Source organism: uncultured Winogradskyella sp. (assembly GCF_947498005.1).
Lineage (GTDB): Bacteria > Bacteroidota > Bacteroidia > Flavobacteriales > Flavobacteriaceae > Winogradskyella.
The window spans coordinates 297,134-322,506 of the sequence record NZ_CANMIW010000003.1; the positions used below are offsets into that span (position 1 = coordinate 297,134).

Consider the following 25,373-nt stretch of genomic DNA (forward strand, 5'->3'; position numbering starts at 1 on the left):
TTTAAAACAGACCCAAATCTATAAAACACTCAGTTAATGCTTTTTAACTCGTTAGAATATCTTATATTTTTACCTATAGTCTTCATTATCTATTGGTTACTAAAAAACAGCTACAAGAAGCAGAATATCTTATTGCTTATCTCGAGCTATGTGTTTTACGGTTGGTGGGATTATCGTTTTTTATCTCTAATCATTTTCAGTTCTTTTTTAGATTACTTTGTTGGTCAAAAAATCGAAGAAGCTATTGGCAACAAAAACAAAAAGCGCTGGCTATTAGTAAGCTTATGCTCTAACTTAGGTTTACTTGCCGTATTTAAATATTACAATTTCTTTGCAGATTCATTTTCAAGTACGATGTCTAGTATAGGCTGGGAAGTTAATGACCTTACGTTAAACATCATATTACCTGTAGGTATTAGTTTTTACACTTTTCAAACGCTGAGCTACAGCATTGATATTTATAGAAACGAAATAAAAGCGAGTAGAGATATTGTTGGTTTTTTTACGTTCGTTAGCTTATTTCCGCAATTAGTTGCTGGACCAATTGAACGAGCATCTAACCTAATGCCACAAATAGAAGGCAAAAGAAAACTAAACGCTACATTAATAAAAACAGGCGTATTTCAAATCTTTATAGGTTTATTTAGAAAAGTTGCCATTGCAGATAACCTAGGTGTCTATGTAGATTCAGTTTACGGAAACTATGAAATACATAATAGTTCTACACTTCTAGTCGCAACTGTTTTTTATGCATTTCAAATTTATTTTGATTTCTCTGGTTACTCTGACATTGCTATTGGTAGCGCAAAACTCTTTGGGTTTAATTTTAATAGAAACTTTAATTTCCCTTATTTCTCAAGAACGCTTACTGAATTTTGGCGACGTTGGCATATGTCATTATCCTTTTGGTTAAGAGATTATCTTTACATCTCCTTAGGTGGAAACAGAAAAGGAATTGTTATTACCTACCGAAACTTATTACTTACAATGCTAATTGGCGGCTTATGGCATGGAAGCTCTTGGAATTTTGTGATTTGGGGAGGAATTCATGGGTTGTTTTTAAGTTTAGAAAAGTACACGTTTTCCGCTTTAAAAATTAAAACCTTTAATGCATTTGGGTACATCTATACATTTATTGTTGTACTAGTTGCTTGGATATTTTTTAGAGCGCCAGATTTTCATTCTGCCTCAACTATAATTGTAGAAATATTTAGCTTTAACTACGGAAGCCTTTTTGTTGGAAACATTAATACTTTTATCAATGGTCTATTATTGCTAGTTTTAGGGTTCTGTATAGATTTAAAAATCTTTAGGTCTAAAACACCTCTGGAAGATTATGGTATTAAATTCAATACCGTAAAATTATCCATTATTGTTTCTGTTATAATTATAATGCTGTGCTTGTTCTATTCAACAGCTGAAAACTTTATTTATTTTCAATTCTAGATTATGAACTCAGATATCACAAAAAAGCTTTTAAAAATTGTTGTGCTGACCATAATCATTAGTTATGGATTAGATAAACTTGTCTTCTTTGGCTTAAACAAGATTAGCGACAATGTAATGACAGGACAAGCCATCGGAAAGCTTAATCAATTTCTATCAGTAAAAGACAATACAGATTTTTTGGTTTTTGGAAACTCAAGAGCCAACCACCATATTGATGTCGATTTATTTAACGACAACAGCTACAACATGGGAGTTGACGGTGTTGGTATTGCTTATAATAGCACTTTAATTAACACCTTGCAAGAAGATAAAAAACAATACGTTATAGTTCATATTGATACTAAAAACTTTTTTGATAAGGATTACGATGGATCAGACATTAGAGGGTTAAAAACAAAGTATCATAGAAACGACCAAATTACGACAGCTTTAAATAATTCTAACCGATTATCTTTACTACAGCATATCTATTATAGCATGAATTATAATGGAAATGCGATTGGAATTATTAAAAATTACTTTAAACCTGGTTACGACTTTAAGACTTATAATGGTTATGATCCTTTAACAATAAATAAGTCTCAAGAAGAAATGAGAGACACCATATTGTCTAAAGCTGATACCAACGAGGAATGCAACAAAAACCTTGAAATGAATTTAGTTGCAATTGATTATTTAAAATCGATGAAATCATTTATAGATAAAGCACCAAACAAAACTTTTCTATTTGTCACATCACCTATCTACAACGACACTTGTGATAAAGACAATAAAATGCTAACAGCATTAATGAATGAACTCGGATTAAATTATTTGGATTACACCAATTTATACAAAAACCAAAAAGACAATTCATTTTGGAAAGACCCAACACACTTATCTAAAGAAGGTGCTGAGGCATTTTCTTCTGTATTATTGAAACGATATAAAACGCTTAATAATTAAAACAAAGTAACCTGGCCTTTATCGTCGGTTTCTAAATCATCGTCATTATCATCAGTTTTATCTGTAGCATCTAAATTTTCAGCTTTAATTTCTGTTTTAGAATCAGTATTTAAAGTTTCTTCGCCTACAACTTCCAAATCATCTGCATGCACTTCTTCTGGTGCTTCGTAAGGCAAAGATTCTAGTAAATTAACTTGATTAATTTTATCTTTAGTTAATTGATTCCCTTGAGCAGTAATACCTTTTATTGATATAAACGCTTCTAAATCGACTTCCATATTAGGCTTACGATCTTTACCACGCTCTTTGGTAAATTCTACTTCTGCCATTGGTCGCCAATCGGTAGAAACTATTTCTAATTGAGAATCTGCATGATCTGATATAAAAGATTCCTCCTTTCCTTCTTGCTCAACTATAAATCGTTTCACATAATAACGTTCTTTTTCTCCATCGTAATAAATAGCAGAAATTGGTTTTTTAGGAATCCATTTTTCAAGAACAATCATATCACTATCAAAATGCGTCGTTAATTCAGGAATAATGCATTTAATGATTCCAGATTGATTTATAATTAAAAGTCTATCCTCTCCTCTAAATTCACCTATTAGCTCACCTCTTCCATCAACATTTAATCGCTGAACAGTATCGTCAAACCATATTTTACGTGGTTTTAATGTTGATACTCCTTTTTCCTTAAGTTCTATGCGTTTTATAGGATGCTTAGTTACCGTATTTCCTTTAGATGCTCTTCCTTTAATTAGGACGTTTGCAAAATCTAAATCCCACTTCATCTTTTTAATACCTCCTATTTGCCTCAACATAATAGTAACAACTTCAGCTTCACCATTAGGATTAGCAGAGAAATATAATAATGGAGAATTTTTACTACCATTAGTTAAATCGTATTCTCGATCTCTCGTCATACTCGTTACCGCAAAACGTTTAACGTAGGACGCACCTCCTTTGCCATCACGATAAATCAAATTGTAAATAGTACGTTTATCTTTTTTCTTAAAGACAGCTACATGAATTATGTTTTTTCCAATAAAGGTTTTTGAATCTACTTTGGTAACCATCATTTTACCGTCCTTAGTAAAAACAATAATATCATCAATATCACTACAGTCACAGACGTATTCATCACGTTTAAGTGCTGTTCCAATAAAGCCTTCTTCTCTATTAACATAGAGCTTAGTATTTCTAATAATTACTTTTGTAGCATCTACATCTTCAAATATCCTTATTTCAGTTTTACGCTCTTTACCTTCACCGTAATCCTTTTTTAATCTTTCGAAATATGCTATGGCATAATCAATTAGATTTGCTAAGTGATGCTTTACTTCAGCTATCTGATCTTCCAAAGCATCTATTTTCTGTTGTGCTTTATCGATATCAAATTTAGAAATACGCTTAATTCTAATTTCGGTTAAACGCGTAATATCTTCTACTGTTATAGCACGTTTTAAATGTTTTATATGAGGTTGAAGTCCTTTGTCAATAGCATTTATCACACCATCCCAAGTTTCTTCTTCTTCAATATCGCGATAAATACGTTTTTCAATAAAAATACGCTCTAACGAAGCAAAATGCCATTGTTCTTGAAATTCACCTAATCTAATTTCTAATTCACTCTTCAAAAGCTCTACAGTATTATCTGTAGAACGACGCAACATTTCGGTTACACCAACGAAATAGGGTTTGTTATCTTCAATTACACAACCTAATGGCGAAATAGATGTTTCACAATTTGTAAAAGCGTATAACGCATCAATAGTTTTATCTGGAGATAATCCAGAAGGCAAATGAATTAAGATTTCAACTTCAGCAGCTGTATTATCTTCTATTTTTTTAATTTTTATTTTGCCTTTATCATTTGCTTTAAGAATAGAATCAATCAATGAAGATGTTGTAGTAGCAAAAGGAATCTCTGTAATAACTAAAGAGTTTTTATCGCGTTGAGAAATTTTTGCTCTCACCCTAACTTTTCCACCTCGCAGACCATCATTATAATTTGTAAAGTCTGCTATACCAGCTGTTGGAAAATCTGGCAAAATAGTAAAGCGTTTACCTTTTAAGTGTTTTACAGAGGCATCTATAAGTTCAATAAAATTATGTGGTAAAATTTTAGTTGATAAACCAACGGCAATTCCTTCTCCTCCTTGTGCTAAAAGCAAAGGAAACATAACTGGTAAATTAATTGGCTCCTTTCTTCTTCCATCATAAGAGGCCTGCCATTCTGTAATTTTTGGATTATAAACAACGTCTAAAGCAAATTTTGATAAACGTGCTTCTATATAACGTGATGCTGCTGCTCGATCTCCTGTGAGTATATTTCCCCAGTTTCCCTGTGTATCTATTAGTAAATCTTTTTGACCAATTTGCACCATGGCATCTGCGATACTCGCATCACCATGCGGATGGTATTGCATAGTATGACCTACAATATTTGCCACTTTATTATAACGACCATCGTCTAAGTCTTTCATAGAGTGCATTATACGGCGTTGTACTGGCTTAAAACCATCCTCAATAGCTGGTACAGCACGTTCTAAGATTACATAAGATGCATAATCTAAAAACCAATCTTTATACATTCCGGTAACCTTCTTAATAGTTTCTTGGCTACCGTTATCGTCATTTAACAACTCGTCATGTTCTTCTGTCATTTACCCTAGTTTACTTTTATTTTCTTTAATAATTTTTCTTAAAGACTGCTTAACATATTTTATCTTCTTACTTTTTAGAAGTGATACATTAAATCGTTCTTTAGAAATACTACCATTTTTATTTTTTCTAGAAATTACCAAAGTTTTGTAAACTTTATAATTATTAATCTTATAACCAATAACCTTGTGTTTAGCAATTTCTATTTTGCGCTCTCTATAATTGATATAATCTGTTAGAATTAAGCCTTTATTAATTATAACCAATTTAGTACCATCACTATCGTACTCAAAATAACTGGCCACAAAATGAACTACCACAACTGCTATAGCCAATCCTATAACAACCCATAATGAACTCCCTTCTAATACATGAAATGATTTAAAAACCGTTGCCAATAATATAGCAAAGACCAACAATATAAAATAGATAGAAATTATGGTGCTTTTTACGCTTCTATTGTCTGTTCTCATACGTTATCTTCAACAACATCAAGTTCAACTTTAAGATTGTCAATAATAAATTCTTGACGCGTAGGTGTATTTTTTCCCATATAGAAGGATAATAACTCTTCAATAGACATATCCTTATCTAACATTACAGGATCTAAACGAATATCATCACCAATAAAATGCACAAACTCATCTGGCGAAATTTCACCCAAACCTTTAAATCGTGTGATTTCTGGTTTGTTTTTTAATTTCTCAAGGGCATCTTTTCGTTCCTCTTCGGAATAGCAATAAATGGTTTCCTTTTTATTTCTTACTCTAAATAAAGGTGTTTGTAGTATATATAAATGACCTTCTTTAATCACTTCTGGAAAAAACTGCAAGAAAAATGTAATTAACAACAAACGAATGTGCATACCATCAACATCGGCATCAGTTGCAATAACCACATTATTATAACGTAAATCTTCTAAGGATTCTTCAATATTTAAAGCGGCTTGTAGTAAGTTGAATTCTTCATTTTCATAAACAATCTTCTTACTTAGTCCATAACAGTTTAAAGGCTTTCCCTTTAAACTAAATACAGCTTGCGTATTCACATCTCTCGATTTTGTGATACTGCCAGAAGCCGAATCTCCCTCAGTAATAAACAAGGTCGTTTCAAGATTACGTTCATTTTTAGTGTCACCAAAATGCACTCTACAATCGCGCAACTTCTTATTGTGTAAACTCGCTTTTTTAGCTCTATCCTTCGCTAATTTTCTAATACCAGATAATTCCTTACGTTCACGTTCTGCCTGTAGAATTTTACGTTGAATTTTCTCTGCAGAATCCGGATTTTTATGTAAATAGTTGTCTAAATAGCGTTTAACGTAGTCGTTGATGTACGTTCTAACGGTTGGCAAATCGCCACCCATATCTGTAGAACCTAATTTGGTTTTTGTCTGACTCTCAAAAACAGGTTCCATTACTTTAATAGCAATAGCTGCGACAATAGACTTTCTTATATCTGAAGCCTCATAACTCTTTCCGTAAAATTCTCTAATGGTTTTTACAATAGATTCTCTAAAAGCTGCTAAGTGCGTACCACCTTGTGTCGTATTTTGTCCGTTTACAAACGAACGATATTCTTCACTATACTGAGTTTTACTGTGTGTAATTGCTATTTCTATATCCTCTCCTCTCAAATGAATGATAGGATACAACATATCAGATTCATTAATATTTTCTGATAATAAATCCTTTAAACCATTTTCACTATAATATTTTTCGCCATTAAAAACAATGGTTAATCCAGGATTTAGATACACATAGTTTTTAAGCATCTTAACAACATACTCGTTACGATACTTATAATTTTTGAAAATAATTTCATCCGGAATAAAACTAACCTTAGTTCCTTTTCGTCTACTTGTTTCGTCTAGTAGTTCTTGATTTGTTAAGTTTCCTTGTTCAAATTCTGCAGATGCCGATTTGTTGTCTCGTGTAGATTCTACTCTAAAATAAGATGATAATGCATTTACAGCTTTTGTACCAACACCATTTAAACCAACTGATTTTTTAAAGGCTTTAGAATCGTACTTTCCTCCAGTATTCATTTTAGAAACTACATCAACCACTTTTCCTAAAGGAATACCACGACCGTAATCTCTAACAATAACACGTTCTCCTTGAATGGAAATCTCAATGGTTTTACCTGCTCCCATCACAAACTCATCAATAGAATTGTCTAGAACTTCTTTAAGTAGTATATAAATACCATCATCTGGTGAAGACCCATCACCTAACTTTCCGATATACATACCTGGTCGCATTCGGATGTGTTCTTTCCAATCGAGTGAGCGTATATTATCTTCGGTATAGTTAGACTGTTCTGCCATAAAGTTGAGGTCGAAATTTTGTTGGAACGCTAATATAATACTATACCATAAAAAATAAAATATGGTTTTAGTAAAGTAATTAACAATAATGCATTAAAACTGTTGAGAACATTGACTTTGCTTCAATTTTTGCTCTAAAATTTGAAATGACACCTAAAAATCCTAATTTTCTTTCCGTTTTGAAATTAATAGTATGCCAGAAATAACCACTAATGTACCAACCACTTGAAGCACAGTTAAGCTTTCATTCAAGAAAATAACCGCTAAAATTATGGTTGTGATTGGCCCAATACCTGCCACAACTGCAAAATTTGAAGAATTGATTAATTTAATTGAAATAGACACTAAAAACGATGGAATTACAGTTGCAAAAACCGCAATACACAATCCTAATGCATACACTTGCCAAGGATAATTAAGAATATCTACTCTAGAAAACAAGCCATAATGCACAAACACACAAATACAAGAAACCAACATAGCAAATGCCGTAAAACGCATGACACCAAATTTAGGAATCAACCAACCACTACCAACTAAATACGAGGCGTAAGTCACGGCACTCAGCAACACAAAGAAACCGCCTAAGTAGGTATTAGATCCTGATATTGAAACCTCACTACCAAAGGTTATAATAATACCAATGTACGTGATTAGTATTGCTAATTTCTGAAGTTTAGTGATTGCTTTTTTAAGGAATAACTTGTTAAACAGCAACACAATCGTTGGATAAATAAATAAGATAATACGCTCTAAACTGGCTTTAATATAGGTTAAACCAACAAAGTCAAAATAGCTAGCGAGATAATACCCAACAAATCCAAAAAACACTAACCAAAGGTAGTCTTTGCGCTGTGTAATTTCTTGTTTTTCATTTCTATATACATAAGCAATAACCACATAAAACGGAAACGCAAATAGCATTCTAAGCAACAGCATACTAAGCGCATCAATATTATAGCGATATGCCAATTTTACCATAACAGCTTTAGAAGAAAATAAAACAATCCCTAAAACTCCAAGTAAAACGCCGTAAATGAACGTTTCCTTCTTTTTCATTGAACGAAAATAAGGGTAAACTTTTTAATTGAAAATGAAAAATATAAGATTTACGATGTTCAGTTTAGAAAACTAAAACCTAAAACCCAAGACTAACAAGAATTCTATAAACCAAGTAAGCAAATTTTTATTTCTTCCTAAAATCGAATCCCAAATTAAGCTGAAACATTATTGGCCAAATATTTCCATTTCCTTTAGTATCCATATAATATTGAGGTCCAACATCGAATAGTAAATGAAAGCGCTTTCCGTATTTTCTTTGAATTCCCCAAGTTGGTCCAAACGCAAAATCAAAATCTGAAGTTCTATTTACATTTTCTGCTATAGAATTTCCACGCGTTACCAATCTAAAGGATACAAAATTTCCAGAATTGTTTGTTGTATTTCTATTTTTGTCTGTTCTCTTATTTAGATTGTAAAACCACTTATGCTGAAAATCGGCAAATGGACTTATAACATATATAAATCCGCTTCCTCCTGACGTTAAATCAGGATAACCTCCACCATAATCAACACCTAAGGATGAAGAAAATGTAGAATATTGACCTGTAGGAATTTCGAGTTCAATTGCTGGATTTAAAAAATTGACACGCCAAACTTTTTCAGTTCCAATATCGTTAGTGTTTTGGGCATAATTTAATGTGGTCATCAACCCAAAAATTAATGTAAATAGGATTTTTCTCATTGAATGTTGGTTTTTGAGATTCTAAATATTGGACAATTTGAATCAAAAATTATGCCGTTAAGACGTCATTAATGCCTCTGCCTTTATTTTTAAGAATTCATTTCTAGTCCTTAATAAATTGGTCATATAACGTTTTAGAAACAAAACATTTGCCAATTGACCTAGAATACCAAAAGGCGATTGAAAATGAAACACATCAACCATTAAGGTTTTATCTTGTTGTGTAGAAAAAATATGTTCGTGTTTAAAACTTTTAAAAGCACCAGAAACCATTTCGTCCACAAAATACGAAGGACTTTCAAACGCTGTGATTTTTGAAGTAAGCTGCTGTGTAACACCAAAATGTTTAGCTTCCCAAGTTACCGATTCTCCCAACGCTATTAATCCTGAAGTTTTACCAGCTATTGCCTTCTCTTTAGAATGCGCCATGGAATCTTTGTGAAAATCAATATTACGCGCTAAATCAAAACAGGTTTTTAGGTCTGCTTTAATTAGGGTTTTGATTTCAATTATTGGCATTATGTATATTTTAATTCGTCATTAAAAGGAATGCGAAACCTATGACGAGTTAACCTATTACAATTATAGCATAAAAGGTTAAGACTGTGCTCAACCAAACAAATAAGCTAAGTTAATAGCCAATACCAATAAGCAAAAAGCTACTTACACGTTAAACAAGAAATGCATTACATCGCCATCCTTAACAATGTAGTTCTTCCCTTCTACTTTCATTTTACCAGCTTCTTTTACTTTGGCTTCACTTCCGTATTCTACGTAATCATTATACGCAATAACTTCTGCTCTAATGAATCCTTTTTCAAAATCGGTATGAATAACACCTGCTGCTTGTGGACCAGTTGCTCCAACATTTACAGTCCAAGCTCTTACTTCTTTTACACCAGCTGTGAAATACGTTTGCTGATTTAAAAGTTTATAAGCCGAACGGATTAATTTTGCCGAACCTGGCTCTTCTAATCCTATATCTGCCAAGAACATTTGGCGCTCTTCGTAGTCGTCTAATTCATTAATATCTGCTTCTGTACCAACAGCCAACACTAAAACTTCTGCGTTCTCGTCTTTTACAGCGTCTCTTACTTTATCTACGTAAGCATTACCTGTAGTTGCAGCACCTTCATCTACATTACAAACATACATTACGGGTTTGTCTGTGATAAACTGAGATGGTTTTACAAACTCTTCGTAATCTTCTTCTGAAAACTCTAATGCTCTTACCGAAACACCAGCTTCTAAACTTTCCTTTATTTTAAGAAGAATAGCTTCTTCTTTCTGAGCTTCTTTGTTTCCTGTTTTTGCGGCACGCTTAACTTTATCTAACTTTTTTTCAGTTGTTTCTAAATCTTTAAGTTGCAATTCCATATCAATAGTTTCCTTATCTCTTATAGGATCTACAGAACCATCAACGTGAACAATGTTTTCATTATCAAAACAACGCAGTACATGCAAAATAGCATCAGTTTCTCTAATATTAGCTAAGAATTGGTTACCTAAACCTTCACCTTTAGAAGCACCTTTTACCAAACCAGCAATATCTACAATCTCTACAGTTGCAGGCATTACACGCTCTGGATTTACCAATTCTTCTAATTTCTCTAACCTTGGATCTGGTACATTTACCACACCAATATTAGGCTCAATAGTACAAAACGGAAAGTTAGCACTTTGCGCTTTAGCGTTAGATAAACAGTTAAATAAGGTTGACTTTCCTACGTTTGGTAATCCTACAATTCCAGCTTTCATCGAAAAACTTGTTTTTCGTTCTCACACAAGTGAGAATCTTGTTAAATATTAATCGCAAATTTTGCGTTTGCAAATGTAAGTTATTTGTGGAATAGTTATTTAAAAAGTTTTAGGAATAATTAATTACTTTTTAATTATATTTTTACTAAATCAAGAAATTTTAACTGAAAGACATTATTACTATATATATCTTTCGATTAACTTGTAATTATCTGGCTCAGTAATAAATTCATTAATCGATTTTTTAAATTTTATCTCTGTCTCATCAATAGTTTCTATATGTTCAATAAGTAGTTCTATTTCTTCAAAACTAAACCCATATTTCAAAAGCCAAATCTCTGTTTCATCATTAGTACCAAATTTTATGTAGTTACTTAAAATAAGTGACCTCTTATCATTTGTTTTTTCAAAGTAAAGTATCAATGCACTAGATATTGGGTCTTTTACAGAAAGGGAAAGAACTTTGTCAATATAATCATAAGTGTCATAAATTATTGTATCAAAATCTATATCAGTTACACTAGAGTTTCTACGGAATAAAGGTACTGGTTTTTTAAAACTTTTATTTGGAAGGGCTTCAGCTATACAAGAAAACCTTACTTTTTTTTCAAAAAGTTGCTTTTTAAATTCATTTATCGAAATTTCCTCTTTTTTCAACTTTTGTCTTAACTTTCGTCTAAAATCTTTCTCAGATAAAAATGCGTGTCTCAATGAAATTATTTCAGCGAAAGACTTTCCTTGAATCTGCCAAAGTAAAATAGGAATAGATGCACTTAGGACACTTTTCTCACCATCACTGAGTTCAGTTCGTCTTAAATGAGCTGTATAGATATTTTGAAGTGCTTTCTTTATTTTTCTTCTTTTATAGTCAGTTAATACATAATATTCCTTTACTGTTAAAGGCTCTAATTCTTGGTTTAAAAAGTTGTCTAAAATAAAAGAGATTTGTTTATCTAAATCAGCTTTTTCTATTCGTGATATTTGGCTTTCTGTTAATTGTAAATCAGAATTAAAAGTGTCATTTTTTATTGCATCTACTATATCAATAAAGTCTTCATTATTTGGGTCTGTCGGGTTATCAAGATTTGATAATGGTGATAATGATGATTCAGTATTTAATCTATCTATAAAAGTTCCTTTGTTTTTGCTCTCTACTACGACATAGCCATAATCAAAGTGATTGTCTTCAAGCGTTACTCTACCAGCTCGCCCTATTAAATTTTTTAAACTTAAGGTCTTTTGGTCTTCATTACCTCTGAAATTAAAGTTGTTAATCCAAATTATATCAAATGGCATATTAATGCCTTGAATTAATGTAGAAGTTGAAAAACAGATTTTAGCGTGATGACTATTTACAAAATCTTCAATTATTAATCTTGCGTTTAAAGGAATTGAACCGTGATGAATTACGATACCTCTTTTCATTAAGTAGATAAGCATAGAACTCTTTTCACTATCATCTTTAGTTCCAAAAAAGGACTCTATTTTTTCAATATAGCTTAAACTTTCTTTATCTGTTATTATTGGACATAATTCGATATAGTCTGCAAAAGATTCAATAAAATTCCCACTATATATTTTTGATTTTGAAATGTATATTAGTGCTGTGCCATTATTTTTAATAGTTTCTTTAACAATATCACTTTCAATTTTTTTTCCTTTCATTTCATCTTGAAATGGTGAGAAATATTTAAAGCTACCCTTTGAATGTTCAATGAAAATTTTACCAACAGTTTTTTGATTATATGTTTCTGAATCAATACTCTGTGTGATATTATTTTTTTGGAATTGTGCTTCAGGATTAAGTATAAAAGGATGAGTAAACACCTTTTTTATATTGCTTAATTTTTTATCAATTCTTCTGACTAGAGAATCAAATTTCATTCCTCTTATACCTTCTTCCGAAATTTGGGCTTCATCTAGTAAAATTAATTCAACATTTAGTTTTGGAATGTTTTTAAACAATTCTTCACCTCTTTCAGGTGTTATAATATAAATTCTATTTTTAGTTCTTTTTGTATTTACTACTTCAATGAATTGCAGAACTAAAGTGTCTTTTGATACAAGTTTTTTGACTTTAATTAAATACTCTGAAATTAAGGCTCTTGATGGCAATATGATAATGATATCTCCTTGAGTTTCTTTAATTAATTCTTGAAATAAAAATGATTTACCAGCACTTGTTGGTGCTGAAAATGAAAAATTAGTATATTTTTTTATTGAAAGATACGCATCTGCTTGTATAGGAGTGAATTTGTGTCCTGTGTCTGAAATTATTGTTTCAGCATATGCATTGTATATTGCTTCTATGAATGAATTTGGTTCTTCTGTTTTGTAAAACAAACCCATAAGAAACATTAGTTTAGATTCGTATTTCTTAAAAGATTCGGCATTATATTTTTTCAAATACGATAAAGTTTCTAGATGGCTATTGTCAGTTGGACCATTTTTATGAAAATCATAAAGTATTTCTTTTATTAAATTTTCATCAAAACCTTGGTTGAATATTATTTCACTTAACATAGCTCAACTGCGATTAGATAAAGTTCATTATATTTAATAATCTCCTTTATTGGTTCTGAATCAAGAGCATTATTAAGTGTATCAATTATGTTTTCATTATTATGTGAAAAAGCAGCTGAATATCCTTTTTTATTCTCTATGATATTTTGTTTGGTTTTTGAATCTAAAAAAGGAAGTAATGATAGTAATTCAGCGCTATCTCTGTCTCCAATAAAATCAATTATTTGGTTAAAGGCTTTGGCTCTTGGAGTTCCTTCTAGACTAAACTTAGCCTCTCCAAAAACTAAATAACTATTAGAGCTTATAGAGTGATAGTCAAAACCAGGGTTTCCTGTAATTTTTTCTTTGAGTAATTCGGCTAATGGTATTAATTTATGCGAATGTTCAATTTCTAAAGCTTGTTGAGCTGCGTACGAAACAATAAATTCTCCAATTTCAGTATTTACATTTGAAGATATTTTAGCAATTATTTCATTTACAATTTTATCAATAGTTTTTTTTGAAGTAGCTCTAAAAGTTATTTGAGAAATTTCATCAAGATTGTTTATCCAACTTGTATCACAAATATGTTCTTCAAACTTTTCAACAATTGGTCTAAAGTTTTTAATTTTTATATGGATACAATTAATTTGACAACTACTCCCAGTTGGTAACTTATTTAGGTACTTATTGTCAATTTTATTAATTTCCATCTCTATATCCTTGCTTCAATGCCTTGTCTCAAATGAAAAGCGAAGTTACCGATTTCAAAACATAAAATCTATACGTAGAACTACGTATTTAACAAGAAAAATCCCAAGCCAAAGACTTAGGATTTCTATATTAATTAAAATTGGCACCTATTGTTATTTAGCTTCAATTTCAATACTTTCCGTTGTACCATCCATTGGCACATTTTCTTTTTTAAGATGTTTATCTAAAAACTTTAAAATTCTACTATAAGATTCTATTTGATTTTCCTTTTTAATAAAACCATGCCCTTCATCTTCAAACAACACATATTCTACCGGAACACCGTTTTTTCTAACACCAGCTACAATTTCATCACTTTCTACCTGCAACACCCTTGGGTCTTGAGCGCCTTGTAACACAATTAATGGTTTAGTAACTTTATCTGTATGAAATAAAGGCGAAATTTGTTTCAGCCTCACAGAATCTGCAGAAAAAGGGTCTCCTAATTCTAGGTATAATGACTCTCTAAATGATTCCCAATATGGCGGAATACTCTTCATGGTACGTATCCAATTGGTCACACCAAATAGGTTAACGCCAACATCAAACTCTTCTGGAGTATATGTTAATGCAGCCATAGTCATGTAACCACCATAAGATCCACCAATGATACCTATTTTGTCGCCATTAATTTCTGGTTGTGATGCTAACCAGTTTTTACCTTCTACACAATCTTGTAAATCTTTCTCTCCATGATTACGATCATCCATTTTAAAAAATGTTTTTCCGTAACCACTACTACCACGATTATTAACTGCTAAAACGGCATAACCATGATTAACCATATATTGAATAAGAGAACTAAACCCTTGACGAGACTGTCCACCAGGACCACCATGAACCCAAACCATTGCTGGCACTTTGTTTTCTACTGAAGCTTGATGTGGTAAATAATAAATAGCAGGAATTTCAACACCATCAAACGATTTATAACGAATTACTTTTGCGGTTACTAAATCTTCTACATCTATAGCATCGTTAAGAACATTAGTTAGTTTATGTTGTTCTTTAGTTTCAATATTATAGGTGTATAAATCTGAAGGCGAATTAGATCCACCAACATACATACGCATCCATTTTTCATCATCACTGAAACCAACACTTGTAATGCTCTTATCTTCAAAATCTGGCAAATCAATAGGTTTCATTGATTTAGAATCTAAGACTTCAATGGCATTTTTACCATCTTCGTTCACATAAACAATCATATATTTTCCTTTGGAGGTAAAACCACTTCCTACGATATCCCAAGGTTTTTCTAAAACTTTTTTCTTCGCTTTAGTTTCCAAATTATAAGACATTAAATAGGAGAATTCGTTACCATCATCTGTTGTGTAATAGAACTTAGAATTATCTTTTGAGAAATCTTGAGATGAATTCTTACTTTGATTTTCGTTTATTTTAATCATTTCCTTAGTTTTTACATCATAAAGAAATAAGTCGCTATCATTTGTGTTTATCGATTTAGTAAGTGCAAAATAATTTTCGTCACTTGACATTCCTGAAAAACTGAGCCCACTATCATCTTGATAAATCATTTCAGACGTAAAATCATCAATAGACATTTTGTACACATCAAAATATTTCGGATTCCTTTTGTTAGAACCAATATATAAATACTGATCATCATCTGACCAGCCATAAAAACTAGATTTCACACCTTTGTCTGGTGTAATATCTTTGATGTTTCCCTCTAAATCCCTTACAAATAAATGATCTATTTCGTCTCCATTACCATCTGCACTTAACAACATTCTATTGTCATTTGGGAAATAAGATTCTGCAAAAACCGAAGTACTATCAGAGGTTGTAATTGCAATCAATTCTCCTCCTGTAGAAGGAACAATGTAAACATTATAGACTCCTGAACGATTACTAGATAAAAGTAAACTACTATTATCTGCAGAAAAGCTTCCACCTGTTACAGCTTCGTTATCCATAAATTGTTCAATAGTATATTGCTTAATTTCGCGATTAACCATTGCATTGTCCGTTTTATTGTCTTTGCAAGAAAACAGGAGTACAACTAAGCATAAACCTAAAATTTTTGTTTTCATAATATTAGTTTTTTGATTTTCACTTAAATGTACAACATTCTAATTAACAAGTGATTATAATCTTATTTTAATTGATGTTGAATATCAATACGCAGTACATCATCTTTTTTGTACAAAAAAATCCCAAGCCAAAGACTTAGGATTTAATATTATATTTCGTAACCTATTTTATATTTTTCTAATTCTGAGTTTTGGCTATTGTATTTAAGTGAGAAATTAACTCCTTCGTAAACTTTTTTGCTCCAACACCATTTAAGTGATCAATATTAAAAAAGAGCGAATCTGGGTAGTGATCTGTTGTTCTATCAAAAACTATATGGCTTTTACTGTACTTTATATTTAGTCTTAAATATTCTTCCATAATGTCAATTGGAATCTCATTTATATATTTTTTATGCAAAGGATGACTTGTAAGCACTAATGATATATTTTTAACTTGACACAAATCAACAATTGAATCTAAGTAATTTTTTGAAATCTCTGAAACTTGCAACTCTTTTCTACCATCAAAATAGTGCGTTTTTACTGTTTTTTTCCATTTAGAAAAATTAGTAGACGTACTTTCATTTGAAAATTTTGATAAATATATGATATGATTCTGCTTTGGATAAAATGCAGTTTGTTTCCACAAAACTTGACGATAAATCGAATAATCTATTAAAGGAGTATCAAATTCAATTATAGGGTAAGCTCTTTTCATCATTTCATTAACCCATGGTTGACGTGTAAATTTAAAATCATTGAATTGAGAAATATTATGTGGAGCAAAACCAAGAATCAAAGTATCCGGCTTGATAGTATTCAATATTTTTTTAAGTTTCCAAAAGGTTAAAACATAAGGCTCTGCAGTTTGCGAAATATTTTGAGCGTTGCTAAAATAATTCTCATTAATACTTAACTGTGGATGTGAATCTCCAGCTATGAGAACATTTTTATAAGTCATTGGCAACTCTTCATTGACATAAATAAATCTATTAATAAGCATATTTGCACCAAAGTATATGGATGGAATTGCTAAGAAAATTATTAAACTTTTTATGAATTTTTTCATACTTAGAATTGAAAATAAATAAACTCTTGTTCCCTACCTCCAAACCAGAGTATCGCCATCACGATAGCGTAATAAAATATATACCTTAAAGGTTTTACCCATTTAAAACCAATTGTTTGTATTGCAAATTGACCTTCTCTTCCAACCCATTCAATTAATACGAAAATTCCAATAAGAATTATCGTCGGGATTGCTAAGCTACCATTTACAAAATATGGAAGAGCAAAAACCTGTGTAGAAAATATTTTACTAATAATTTCAAATGCGTGATGAATGTTCTCAGCTCTGAAAAATATCCATGCAAAAACTACTAGAGAGAAAGTCATAAACATACTAAACAACTCCTTTAGTGATGGGAAATTTTTACCTTCGGCAATACTATCAATAAATGTTCTGTTTTTATTTAACAAAAGTAATGGCAAAAAATAAATTGTATTTAAAGCTCCCCAAGCAATAAATGTCCAATTTGCTCCATGCCAAAAGCCGCTGACTATAAAAATAATAAATGTATTTCTAACTTTCATCCAAGTCCCACCTCGACTTCCTCCTAAAGGAATATATAAATAATCCCTAAACCAAGTTGAGAGGGATATATGCCAACGTCTCCAAAACTCAGCCATATCCCTTGAAAAATAGGGGAAGTTAAAGTTCTGCATTAGGTCAAAACCAAATAGTCGCGATGTACCAATAGCTATATCTGAATAACCTGAAAAATCCCCATAAATTTGAAACGTAAAAAATATAGCGCCAAGGATTAAAGTGCTTCCGTTTAAATCAGCGGAATTATTAAATATCTGGTTTGCAAATTCAGCACAATTGTCAGCAATGACAATTTTCTTAAATAAACCCCAAAGAATTTGGCGTAATCCATCAACAGCTTTTATATATTCAAATTTTCGCTTTCTATTAAACTGAGGTAGTAAGTGAGTTGCTCTTTCTATTGGCCCTGCAACCAATTGTGGAAAAAAACTAACAAAGGATGAAAATGCAATAAAGTCCTTTGTAGGTGTTAATTTTCGTTTATAAACATCTATTGTATAACTCAAGGTTTGAAACGTATAAAAGCTGATTCCTACTGGTAAAATAATATGTAAAGAATTCGCTTTTATATTTGATCCAAAAAACGAAAAGACAGTGACGAAATTTTCAAGAAAGAAATTATAATATTTAAAAAAGCCTAAAAACCCTAGGTTCACTAAAATACTTGTCCAAAGTAAAATTTTTCTCTTAGTTTGATTTTCTTCTTTATTAAGTTTTTGGCCAATAGTGTAATCAACAATTGTACTGAATAAAATCAACAATAAAAACCTCCAATCCCACCAACCGTAAAAAAAATAACTTGATGCAACTATTAGAAAATTTTGAAGTTTTAAACTTTTATTAAATACAAACCAATATAGGATAAAAACTATAGGTAAGAAAACAGCAAAGTCTATTGAGTTAAATAACATTATTATCTTTTATGCTTTATTGTTAATCTTTAAATTGATAGTTAATTCATTAGATCCAAAACTATAATGTGAGTCCGTTTAAACATCTATTTGCGTTTGCAAATGTAGAGAATTTGAAAAAATAAATGTCATTTTAATTATCATAACTTTTTAAAGTATTTATTCGTTAAATCGTCAAAATCAATTCATCAGATATAGTTATTTTCAAATTTTCCCTTCCTATTAAATTAAGCATTTTTTCAGGATCAATTGTTGTTTTCAAAACATGGTATTCTAAATCAGGATCCACATTTTTTCTTAATTCTTCAAAATTCATTTTACAGTCTATTTTATTCAACAAAAGTAAATTAATCGTAATATTTTAAAAATCAAACTTATAAACAGTTATAAACAAGAAAAATCCTAAGCCAAAGACTCAGGATTCAATATAACATTTCGTAATCTATTTTATATTTTTCTATAGTTAAGTTACATTTTTAAAAGTAGGATAGTTCTCGGTAATACTACCAACACCTTTTTTATTCATTTTAAAAACCACATCTTTTTTTGTTGTAAACAATAACACAGATAAAAAAGAGGATTTTAAATGCTGCTTTACAATAGGCAAAGCGTCTTCTAAAGTCATTTCTTCTTCTATATCTTCGGTTTCTCGTGGTCTAAAGCTATACTTTAATATGACTTTAAAGTCGTCTTCTGCATAGATTGGCCTTAAGAAAATGTTTTTTAATTCCGGTTTACCAATGGTTTTTGCCATGGTTAATTTTGCAAAGGTTTTAGCTTCTATGCTTTCTTTTACTTGTTCCCAGAACTCATTAAATACATCTTGGTAGGTCATAGATTTTATTATTTATACTGGTTTGTCTCTATTTGTGGTGTTTGTTTATAATTGAATTTTACACTAAGGTTATAACATATTTATACAACAAGCCTATAAATATGGCCATACCAAAGCTTATTAATGTACCTATAAGCATGTATTCGGTAAGCTTTCTGTCTTTAGCTCTAGATAAATCGCCAAATCTAAATACGGATTTTGCCGCAATAAGCAACCCAATGGCACTCCACTGATTTAGTAATATAAAACTAAACACAAATAGACGTTCTAAAATACCAATGTATTTACCTGCGCTTTCTAATGAGTCCTCAGAATTATCTTCTTCTAAACTCCACTTTCCCATTAACATTTTCATAATGATAGAGGACACAGAAGTTATTAATAACAATGCAAGCAGTAATAACAAGGCTTCTTTAGAATATAATTTTTCAATATCTAAGCTATAAGGCGCTTTAAAATAAACGACAGCACCTATAATTAGTATATGAAGTATTTGATCTACAAAAAACAGCCATCTGGTATTAGCTTTTGCCTCGAGATTTATTTTAATGATATCAATGACCAAATGACTAATAACTATGATTATAAAATAGGGTAAAAACGACCAATTGAATTGAAACAGTACTAATAATGCTGCAAAATGAACTAAACCATGAACGTATAAGTATTTTGATTTATGCTTTTTATCCTTTTTATCTTTTACCCAACTGTTTGGCTGTAAAACAAAGTCTCCAATGATATGTGCGATTAAAAATTTAGTAAATAAGAGTATCATTATTGAGCGATTTTTGCTTTATAAAAATTGTTCATAGTCATTATTTCTTCAAAACCTCCTCTTTTTAAAGCTTCACTAATACTACTTTGAGATTTATTGAGGAGTTGCGCTAAATCTTCTTGTTTTTTATCGGAATGCTCTAAAGTTGTTGTAATTACTTTAGCCACTGTACTACTCCAGTTATTTGCCGTTAACAATGCTAAACTAAGCATAATATTAATAGATTCATTGAAATTTTGGTCCGTTGTTTTTATGGCTAAGGTTTGCTTTTTTAAGGCTTCAAAGCAATCACCAGACATTATATATGCAGACCCATTAGATTCTGTTATTTTGCTAGATGCATAGGTTTCTTCACCTATACCAATGGCCATCCTAACATCTTGTGATTTTAGTTGTTTAATTGTTGCTTTAATATGCATAGCTGCAAGTAATGCTTTTTGTGGTGCTATTGAAAGCTGAAAACTATCGCCTCTAAATATCTCCCAACTATTAGATTCTTTGCCATAATAATTAAGCGTTTTTTTTAGAGGTGCTAACCAACGCTCTGTATCTATCTCTCTAGAATTGATGATATCTCCTGTGATTACTGCAATCATTTTTCTTGGTTTTACACAAATATATCGGTTTTTTAGCCAATATACAACTTTATCGGCTTAATAACCGATATTTTTAATTATCGGATTTGTAACAGATAATTAAAAGTGGAATAAAAAAATCCTAAGCCAAAGACTCAGGATTTATATTTCTAAACTTTTAAAACTATTCACGCTCCAAAAGCTTTTTTGACACCTTATAAGTTGCTGCATACGCTAAACCTTCTTGTCGTTTTTTAAAAGTTGCAAATGCTCTGGTGTACCATTTGGGATCTGTTGCTTTCTTTTTAAACTCTTCGTGACTTAAAACGTCGTACATTTTACCATCTAACCAAGGTTCTATACCATAGATACCAATGCCAAAGTGCTGTACGCGCTGGAGTACGGTTTCAAAATCTGTTTCAGAGAAATAATGCGTTTCGCCATCGAAACCATCATTTACATTTTTTAAATCAGTGAAAACGTGTTTTTCTAAAAATTCTGTTTGTGTCATTATATTGCTGTACCTTAATAATTATTATCTATTCTATAATCTAAAATTAAGACGCTTTAATGTCATTAATTTCTGGACGCAAAGTTAAGCCTTCTTAAACCGATTACTTCATTTATTTAATAAGATGATAGCTTATTTTGCCAATCATTTAACTTAGGTTACAATCTTAAACATAGGATCGTTTTCCGTGATACTGCCTACTCCCTTTCTATTCTCTTTGATTACAATATACTTTTCGTTTGTAAATAACAGAACAGATAAAATCAATGAAGCACCTAAAACATCACAAAAAAATCCTAAGTCAAAGACTTAGGATTTCAATGAAACATAAGGGCTAACAAAACGGCTAAAATTTAGCTTTCATTTTTTAGTAATGGCGAATGATGTTCGCTCACAATTTTCCAACCTGCATTTGTTTTCGCAAATAACAATGACATCTGATCGTTAACTACTACAAGATTTTCTCCAAATTTTAATTGAAAATCAGTATGCATTGTCACATTAGCCACATCGCCAAAAACAGCTATATGCATATCATTGGCATCAAATTTTATAACCTCTGTAACCTGACTAAACGTATTACGTTCAAATTCTTCATTCTCCTTGCTGTCATTTCGAGGTTCTCCATTTTTAAACTCAGTAAATTTTGGTCCATAAGCATGAAAACTAATTAACTTATCCATATCACCATCACGCAGACTTTGCTCTATAGCATTCCAGGTTTCTAATATTTCTTTTTTTGCTTCTGGAAACTCGTCATTTATTAAATCTACTTCCTCTACCTCTACAATTTCGGCTTTTTCTTTGGTTTGCTTGCAAGCAAATATTGCAACACCAACAACCACAAGTAACACTAATTTCATTTTATAAATCATAATACATAATTAATTGATTAATAGCGAGTTAAAGATACAGCTAAAAATTGTAAGAACGCATACGTATAACTACGTAATTTTTTAATAATCAAATAATTACACTATATTTAAGCGTAGTTCTTAATAAATACTATGGTTGTCTTCATAAAAAATGAAGGAGCAATACCAGACGGCAGTTTAAAATGCAACTGGCAAACTAGGGAATTTCTGTATTAAACTGTTATATAAATAGATACGACTAACGCAACCATTTGAATCTTTGTGCGTCTACAACATAACTAATCCATTAAAACCTCACAAAAATGAAAAAATCAATCGCTTTTATCTTAGTGCTGCTCCTAGCCTATTCGTGCTCAAAAGACAAACAAGAAAACAATGATGGAGATTTTAATCTCAGCGGAAAATTTGTCGCGCCTAATGGCACTGATGCTGTTTCTAAGGCTAATGTAAAATTATACGAAGGCAACACCCTTATAAATGAAACGCTTACAGATAGTGAAGGTAACTTTACATTAACTGGTGTATCACCTGGAGATTATGAGGTCATCATCTCAAGAGGACTTTTCTCAACAACTCTTAGTACAACTGTAAATACTGACAATGATATTTTTGATATAGACCTGAGTACTATTACCATTACAGATCTGCCAAACATCGCTGTAGTTACTGGTGATTACGATAATATAGAAACTGTTTTGTATAATATTGGGCTTGTAAATCCTGTAACAGGAGAACCATTATTTGATATTATAGATGGACATGATTTAGCAGGAAGACCAAGTAGTTCTCAACAAGGACACAGCCACGACACTAATACTAGCTTAAGTAAAACTACTACTAATGAACAGTTAGAACCTAATGTAGATTTTGGATTTGGAAGTTTAATTGAATCGCCTGCATTATTAGCAAATTATGATATTATATTTTTAAACTGTGGCTTAAGTGAATACAAAACAGAATTCACTAGTAATCTTACAGATTTTGTTGCCAATGGTGGCTTGCTTTATGCTACCGATTACACTTATGTTTATTTATATGACATTACTAATTATGGAACAGATTATATCTCTTTTAGAGACCCTTATCGTTCAGGTCAGTCATTATCTACAACTGCAGAAGTACTCAACGAAGATTTATTAGATTGGATGACCTTAAATTTTAATATTTCGACTACAGATAATACCGTTACAATTGATCAGTTTCTAAATAGCTGGCAACCCGTGGCATCTTACGACGACAATACTGTGTTGCCTTGGTTATATGGTCCTGTGGTGTATAATGACGGTATTGAAGAAGATATCTATTTAGCCTACACGTTTGCGCATGGTAATGGTGGTGTGTTATACTCCTCTTTTCATACTAAAAATAGTGCAACACAATCTGAAGCTGTTGAGCGTTCTATTCAATATTTAGTTTTTGAATTAGCGAGCTTAAAATCGGAATAATACATACCAAATAAAATTAAAAAACCCGAAGCCTTAGACTTCGGGTTTTTTAGTTATTTCTTAGTTTTGAAATTAACCTTCAGGATGCATAAAACGTTGCTTACCTAATAACTCTTCTTCAGTTTCTACATTATCATCATCAGGAATACAACAATCCACAGGACAAACAGCAGCACATTGAGGTTCTTCATGAAAGCCCATACATTCTGTACACTTATCTGGTGCTATGTAATACACTTCATCATCAATAGGTTCTTGTGTTTCGTCAGCATCAACTTCTTTACCATCTGGTAAAACAATTTTACCGGTTAAGCTTGTACCATCAGAATAACGCCAATCATCGGCTCCTTCGTAAATAGCTGTATTTGGGCATTCTGGCTCACATGCTCCACAATTTATACATTCGTCAGTGATTATAATTGCCATAGTTTTTATCTTTTTCTTTAGTAATCTGCGCGTTAATTAATTAAAATGTCAGATGTATTTCGCAAAATTTAATCCATATTTCACAACAAACTTTTTCTTGCTCATTTGGTTTGCGTAATTTTGCAAATGCAAAAATAAAGCCAAAACATCGTATAACCAAACCATATATGGATTTACAACAAAGAATTAACGCTTTTATAAAATTAGGCGCTTTTTTAAAGCAATTTGAGAATAACGAAGCCGTTATAAATAATAATATTGAAGCAAATGATTTATTTTTTGATGGCTTTAAACACCAAATAAAACTTGCTCAAGAAGCCAATGGCTGGTTTACAAAAAACAACATAACTTTTACGCTAAAAAATTGGTCTAATGCATTGACCAACAAAAACATTAGCGAATGGTTAGAAAAGTATAACTTTAATATTGAAAACCCAAAGACCGTTGCTATTATTATGGCAGGAAATATTCCTTTAGTTGGGTTTCATGATTTTTTATGTGTCCTTATTTCGGGCCATAATGTTTTAGTAAAACAATCATCTAACGACAAACATTTATTACCATTTTTAGCTAAATATTTAGAGATAGTTGAACCTCATTTTAAAGGCAAAATAAAATTCACTGAAGAAAAGCTTGAGGATTTTGAAGCTGTAATTGCTACAGGAAGCGATAACACTGCTCGCTATTTTGAGTACTACTTTAAGAACAAACCTTCTATCATTAGAAAAAACAGAAATTCAGTGGCTGTATTAACAGGTAATGAAACATCTGAGGATTTAGAATTATTATCTGATGATATTTTTAGATATTATGGATTAGGTTGCAGAAACGTTTCGAAACTTTTTGTACCAAAAGGTTATGATTTCCAAGCCCTATTTAAAGCCGTTTATAAATGGCATCCCATAATAAATGAATCTAAATACGCTAATAATTACGACTACAACAAAGCCGTGTATTTAATGAGTGAGTTTGATATGTTAGAGAACGGATTTCTGATGATAAAGGAAGATAAAAGCTACGCATCTCCTATAGCTACGCTGTTTTATGAGTATTACGATTCTATTGAGGATTTAAAACAACAAATAGCAGATAATATAGACCATATACAATGTGTAGTTGCTAAATCATTTAAGGATGGAGAAATAGAATTTGGTGACACACAGAATCCAAAGCTAAATGATTATGCGGATAATGTAGATACTGTTGAATTTTTGTTAGAAATATGAGA

The 25,373-nt window shown here is 31.2% G+C and carries 23 protein-coding genes; 4 read left to right on the top strand and 19 right to left on the bottom strand.

Features of this window, described 5'->3' with window-relative positions; all coding sequences use genetic code 11:
• Positions 1–36: 36 nt before the first annotated feature.
• Together Q0891_RS07110 and Q0891_RS07115 are read left to right on the top strand one after the other, a co-directional pair.
• Positions 37–1,446, top strand: a complete 1,410-nt coding sequence (locus Q0891_RS07110) for an MBOAT family O-acyltransferase (protein WP_299100186.1) — start codon at positions 37–39, stop codon at positions 1,444–1,446.
• 3 nt (positions 1,447–1,449) lie between these two features.
• Entirely contained in the window at positions 1,450–2,394 is a 945-nt protein-coding gene (locus Q0891_RS07115; protein WP_299100188.1) for a hypothetical protein, read from the top strand.
• Here the strand turns inward: Q0891_RS07115 and Q0891_RS07120 are convergent.
• From Q0891_RS07120 to Q0891_RS07205, 18 genes are all read right to left on the bottom strand, one after another.
• Complete coding sequence (locus Q0891_RS07120) at positions 2,391–5,060, bottom strand: DNA gyrase/topoisomerase IV subunit A (RefSeq protein ID WP_299100190.1); 2,670 nt, start codon at positions 5,058–5,060, stop codon at positions 2,391–2,393. The two genes, Q0891_RS07115 and Q0891_RS07120, sit on opposite strands and share 4 nt — an antisense overlap.
• A complete protein-coding gene (locus tag Q0891_RS07125) occupies positions 5,061–5,531 on the bottom strand; it encodes a hypothetical protein (RefSeq protein ID WP_299100192.1) in 471 nt (156 codons plus the stop codon).
• Positions 5,528–7,387: a DNA topoisomerase IV subunit B gene (locus tag Q0891_RS07130; protein WP_299100194.1), complete on the bottom strand. Its 1,860-nt coding sequence runs from the start codon at positions 7,385–7,387 to the stop codon at positions 5,528–5,530. Before Q0891_RS07130 ends, Q0891_RS07125 begins: the two co-directional genes overlap by 4 nt.
• 162 nt (positions 7,388–7,549) lie before the next feature.
• Complete coding sequence (locus tag Q0891_RS07135; RefSeq protein ID WP_299100196.1) at positions 7,550–8,446, bottom strand: DMT family transporter; 897 nt, start codon at positions 8,444–8,446, stop codon at positions 7,550–7,552.
• A 127-nt stretch (positions 8,447–8,573) separates the two neighbouring features.
• Positions 8,574–9,131, bottom strand: coding sequence for a hypothetical protein (locus tag Q0891_RS07140; RefSeq protein WP_299100198.1), 558 nt, complete (start codon positions 9,129–9,131; stop codon positions 8,574–8,576).
• A gap of 57 nt (positions 9,132–9,188) precedes the next feature.
• Positions 9,189–9,650, bottom strand: coding sequence for an SRPBCC family protein (locus tag Q0891_RS07145; RefSeq protein ID WP_299100200.1), 462 nt, complete (start codon positions 9,648–9,650; stop codon positions 9,189–9,191).
• 144 nt (positions 9,651–9,794) lie between these two features.
• On the bottom strand, positions 9,795–10,889 hold the full coding sequence (ychF, locus tag Q0891_RS07150; RefSeq protein WP_299100204.1) for a redox-regulated ATPase YchF: 1,095 nt from the start codon (positions 10,887–10,889) through the stop codon (positions 9,795–9,797).
• A 180-nt stretch (positions 10,890–11,069) separates the two neighbouring features.
• Positions 11,070–13,412 (bottom strand): DEAD/DEAH box helicase, encoded by a 2,343-nt coding sequence (locus tag Q0891_RS07155; protein ID WP_299100206.1) that lies wholly within the window; start codon positions 13,410–13,412, stop codon positions 11,070–11,072.
• The gene (locus Q0891_RS07160) at positions 13,406–14,104 is read right to left on the bottom strand and encodes a hypothetical protein (RefSeq protein WP_299100209.1); all 699 of its coding nucleotides are present in this window, start codon (positions 14,102–14,104) and stop codon (positions 13,406–13,408) included. The genes Q0891_RS07155 and Q0891_RS07160 overlap by 7 nt, the downstream gene beginning before the upstream one ends.
• A gap of 153 nt (positions 14,105–14,257) precedes the next feature.
• Positions 14,258–16,201, bottom strand: coding sequence for an alpha/beta fold hydrolase (locus Q0891_RS07165; protein WP_299100210.1), 1,944 nt, complete (start codon positions 16,199–16,201; stop codon positions 14,258–14,260).
• A 178-nt stretch (positions 16,202–16,379) separates the two neighbouring features.
• Positions 16,380–17,252: a hypothetical protein gene (locus tag Q0891_RS07170; RefSeq protein WP_299100211.1), complete on the bottom strand. Its 873-nt coding sequence runs from the start codon at positions 17,250–17,252 to the stop codon at positions 16,380–16,382.
• A 2-nt stretch (positions 17,253–17,254) separates the two neighbouring features.
• Positions 17,255–18,703 carry an MBOAT family O-acyltransferase gene (locus Q0891_RS07175; protein ID WP_299100213.1) on the bottom strand — a complete coding sequence of 483 codons (1,449 nt, stop codon included), beginning with the start codon at positions 18,701–18,703 and terminating at the stop codon, positions 17,255–17,257.
• A 166-nt stretch (positions 18,704–18,869) separates the two neighbouring features.
• The gene (locus tag Q0891_RS07180; protein ID WP_299100215.1) at positions 18,870–19,019 is read right to left on the bottom strand and encodes a hypothetical protein; all 150 of its coding nucleotides are present in this window, start codon (positions 19,017–19,019) and stop codon (positions 18,870–18,872) included.
• A gap of 147 nt (positions 19,020–19,166) precedes the next feature.
• On the bottom strand, positions 19,167–19,538 hold the full coding sequence (locus Q0891_RS07185) for a hypothetical protein (protein ID WP_299100217.1): 372 nt from the start codon (positions 19,536–19,538) through the stop codon (positions 19,167–19,169).
• Between the two features lie 58 nt (positions 19,539–19,596).
• Positions 19,597–20,313 (bottom strand): DUF3307 domain-containing protein, encoded by a 717-nt coding sequence (locus Q0891_RS07190; protein ID WP_299100220.1) that lies wholly within the window; start codon positions 20,311–20,313, stop codon positions 19,597–19,599.
• Complete coding sequence (locus tag Q0891_RS07195) at positions 20,313–20,909, bottom strand: SatD family protein (RefSeq protein WP_299100223.1); 597 nt, start codon at positions 20,907–20,909, stop codon at positions 20,313–20,315. Before Q0891_RS07195 ends, Q0891_RS07190 begins: the two co-directional genes overlap by 1 nt.
• 163 nt (positions 20,910–21,072) lie before the next feature.
• Positions 21,073–21,399, bottom strand: a complete 327-nt coding sequence (locus Q0891_RS07200) for a hypothetical protein (RefSeq protein ID WP_299100225.1) — start codon at positions 21,397–21,399, stop codon at positions 21,073–21,075.
• A gap of 353 nt (positions 21,400–21,752) precedes the next feature.
• Positions 21,753–22,262 (bottom strand): nuclear transport factor 2 family protein, encoded by a 510-nt coding sequence (locus Q0891_RS07205; RefSeq protein ID WP_299100227.1) that lies wholly within the window; start codon positions 22,260–22,262, stop codon positions 21,753–21,755.
• Positions 22,263–22,576: 314 nt separating this feature from the next.
• Between Q0891_RS07205 and Q0891_RS07210 the strand changes: the two genes are divergently transcribed.
• Positions 22,577–23,719, top strand: a complete 1,143-nt coding sequence (locus Q0891_RS07210; RefSeq protein WP_299100230.1) for a carboxypeptidase-like regulatory domain-containing protein — start codon at positions 22,577–22,579, stop codon at positions 23,717–23,719.
• Between the two features lie 72 nt (positions 23,720–23,791).
• Here Q0891_RS07210 and Q0891_RS07215 read toward each other — a convergent pair whose 3' ends face one another.
• Positions 23,792–24,145, bottom strand: a complete 354-nt coding sequence (locus Q0891_RS07215; protein WP_299100233.1) for a 4Fe-4S dicluster domain-containing protein — start codon at positions 24,143–24,145, stop codon at positions 23,792–23,794.
• Between the two features lie 167 nt (positions 24,146–24,312).
• Between Q0891_RS07215 and Q0891_RS07220 the strand changes: the two genes are divergently transcribed.
• On the top strand, positions 24,313–25,371 hold the full coding sequence (locus tag Q0891_RS07220) for an acyl-CoA reductase (protein ID WP_299100235.1): 1,059 nt from the start codon (positions 24,313–24,315) through the stop codon (positions 25,369–25,371).
• The last annotated feature ends 2 nt before the right edge of the window (positions 25,372–25,373 follow it).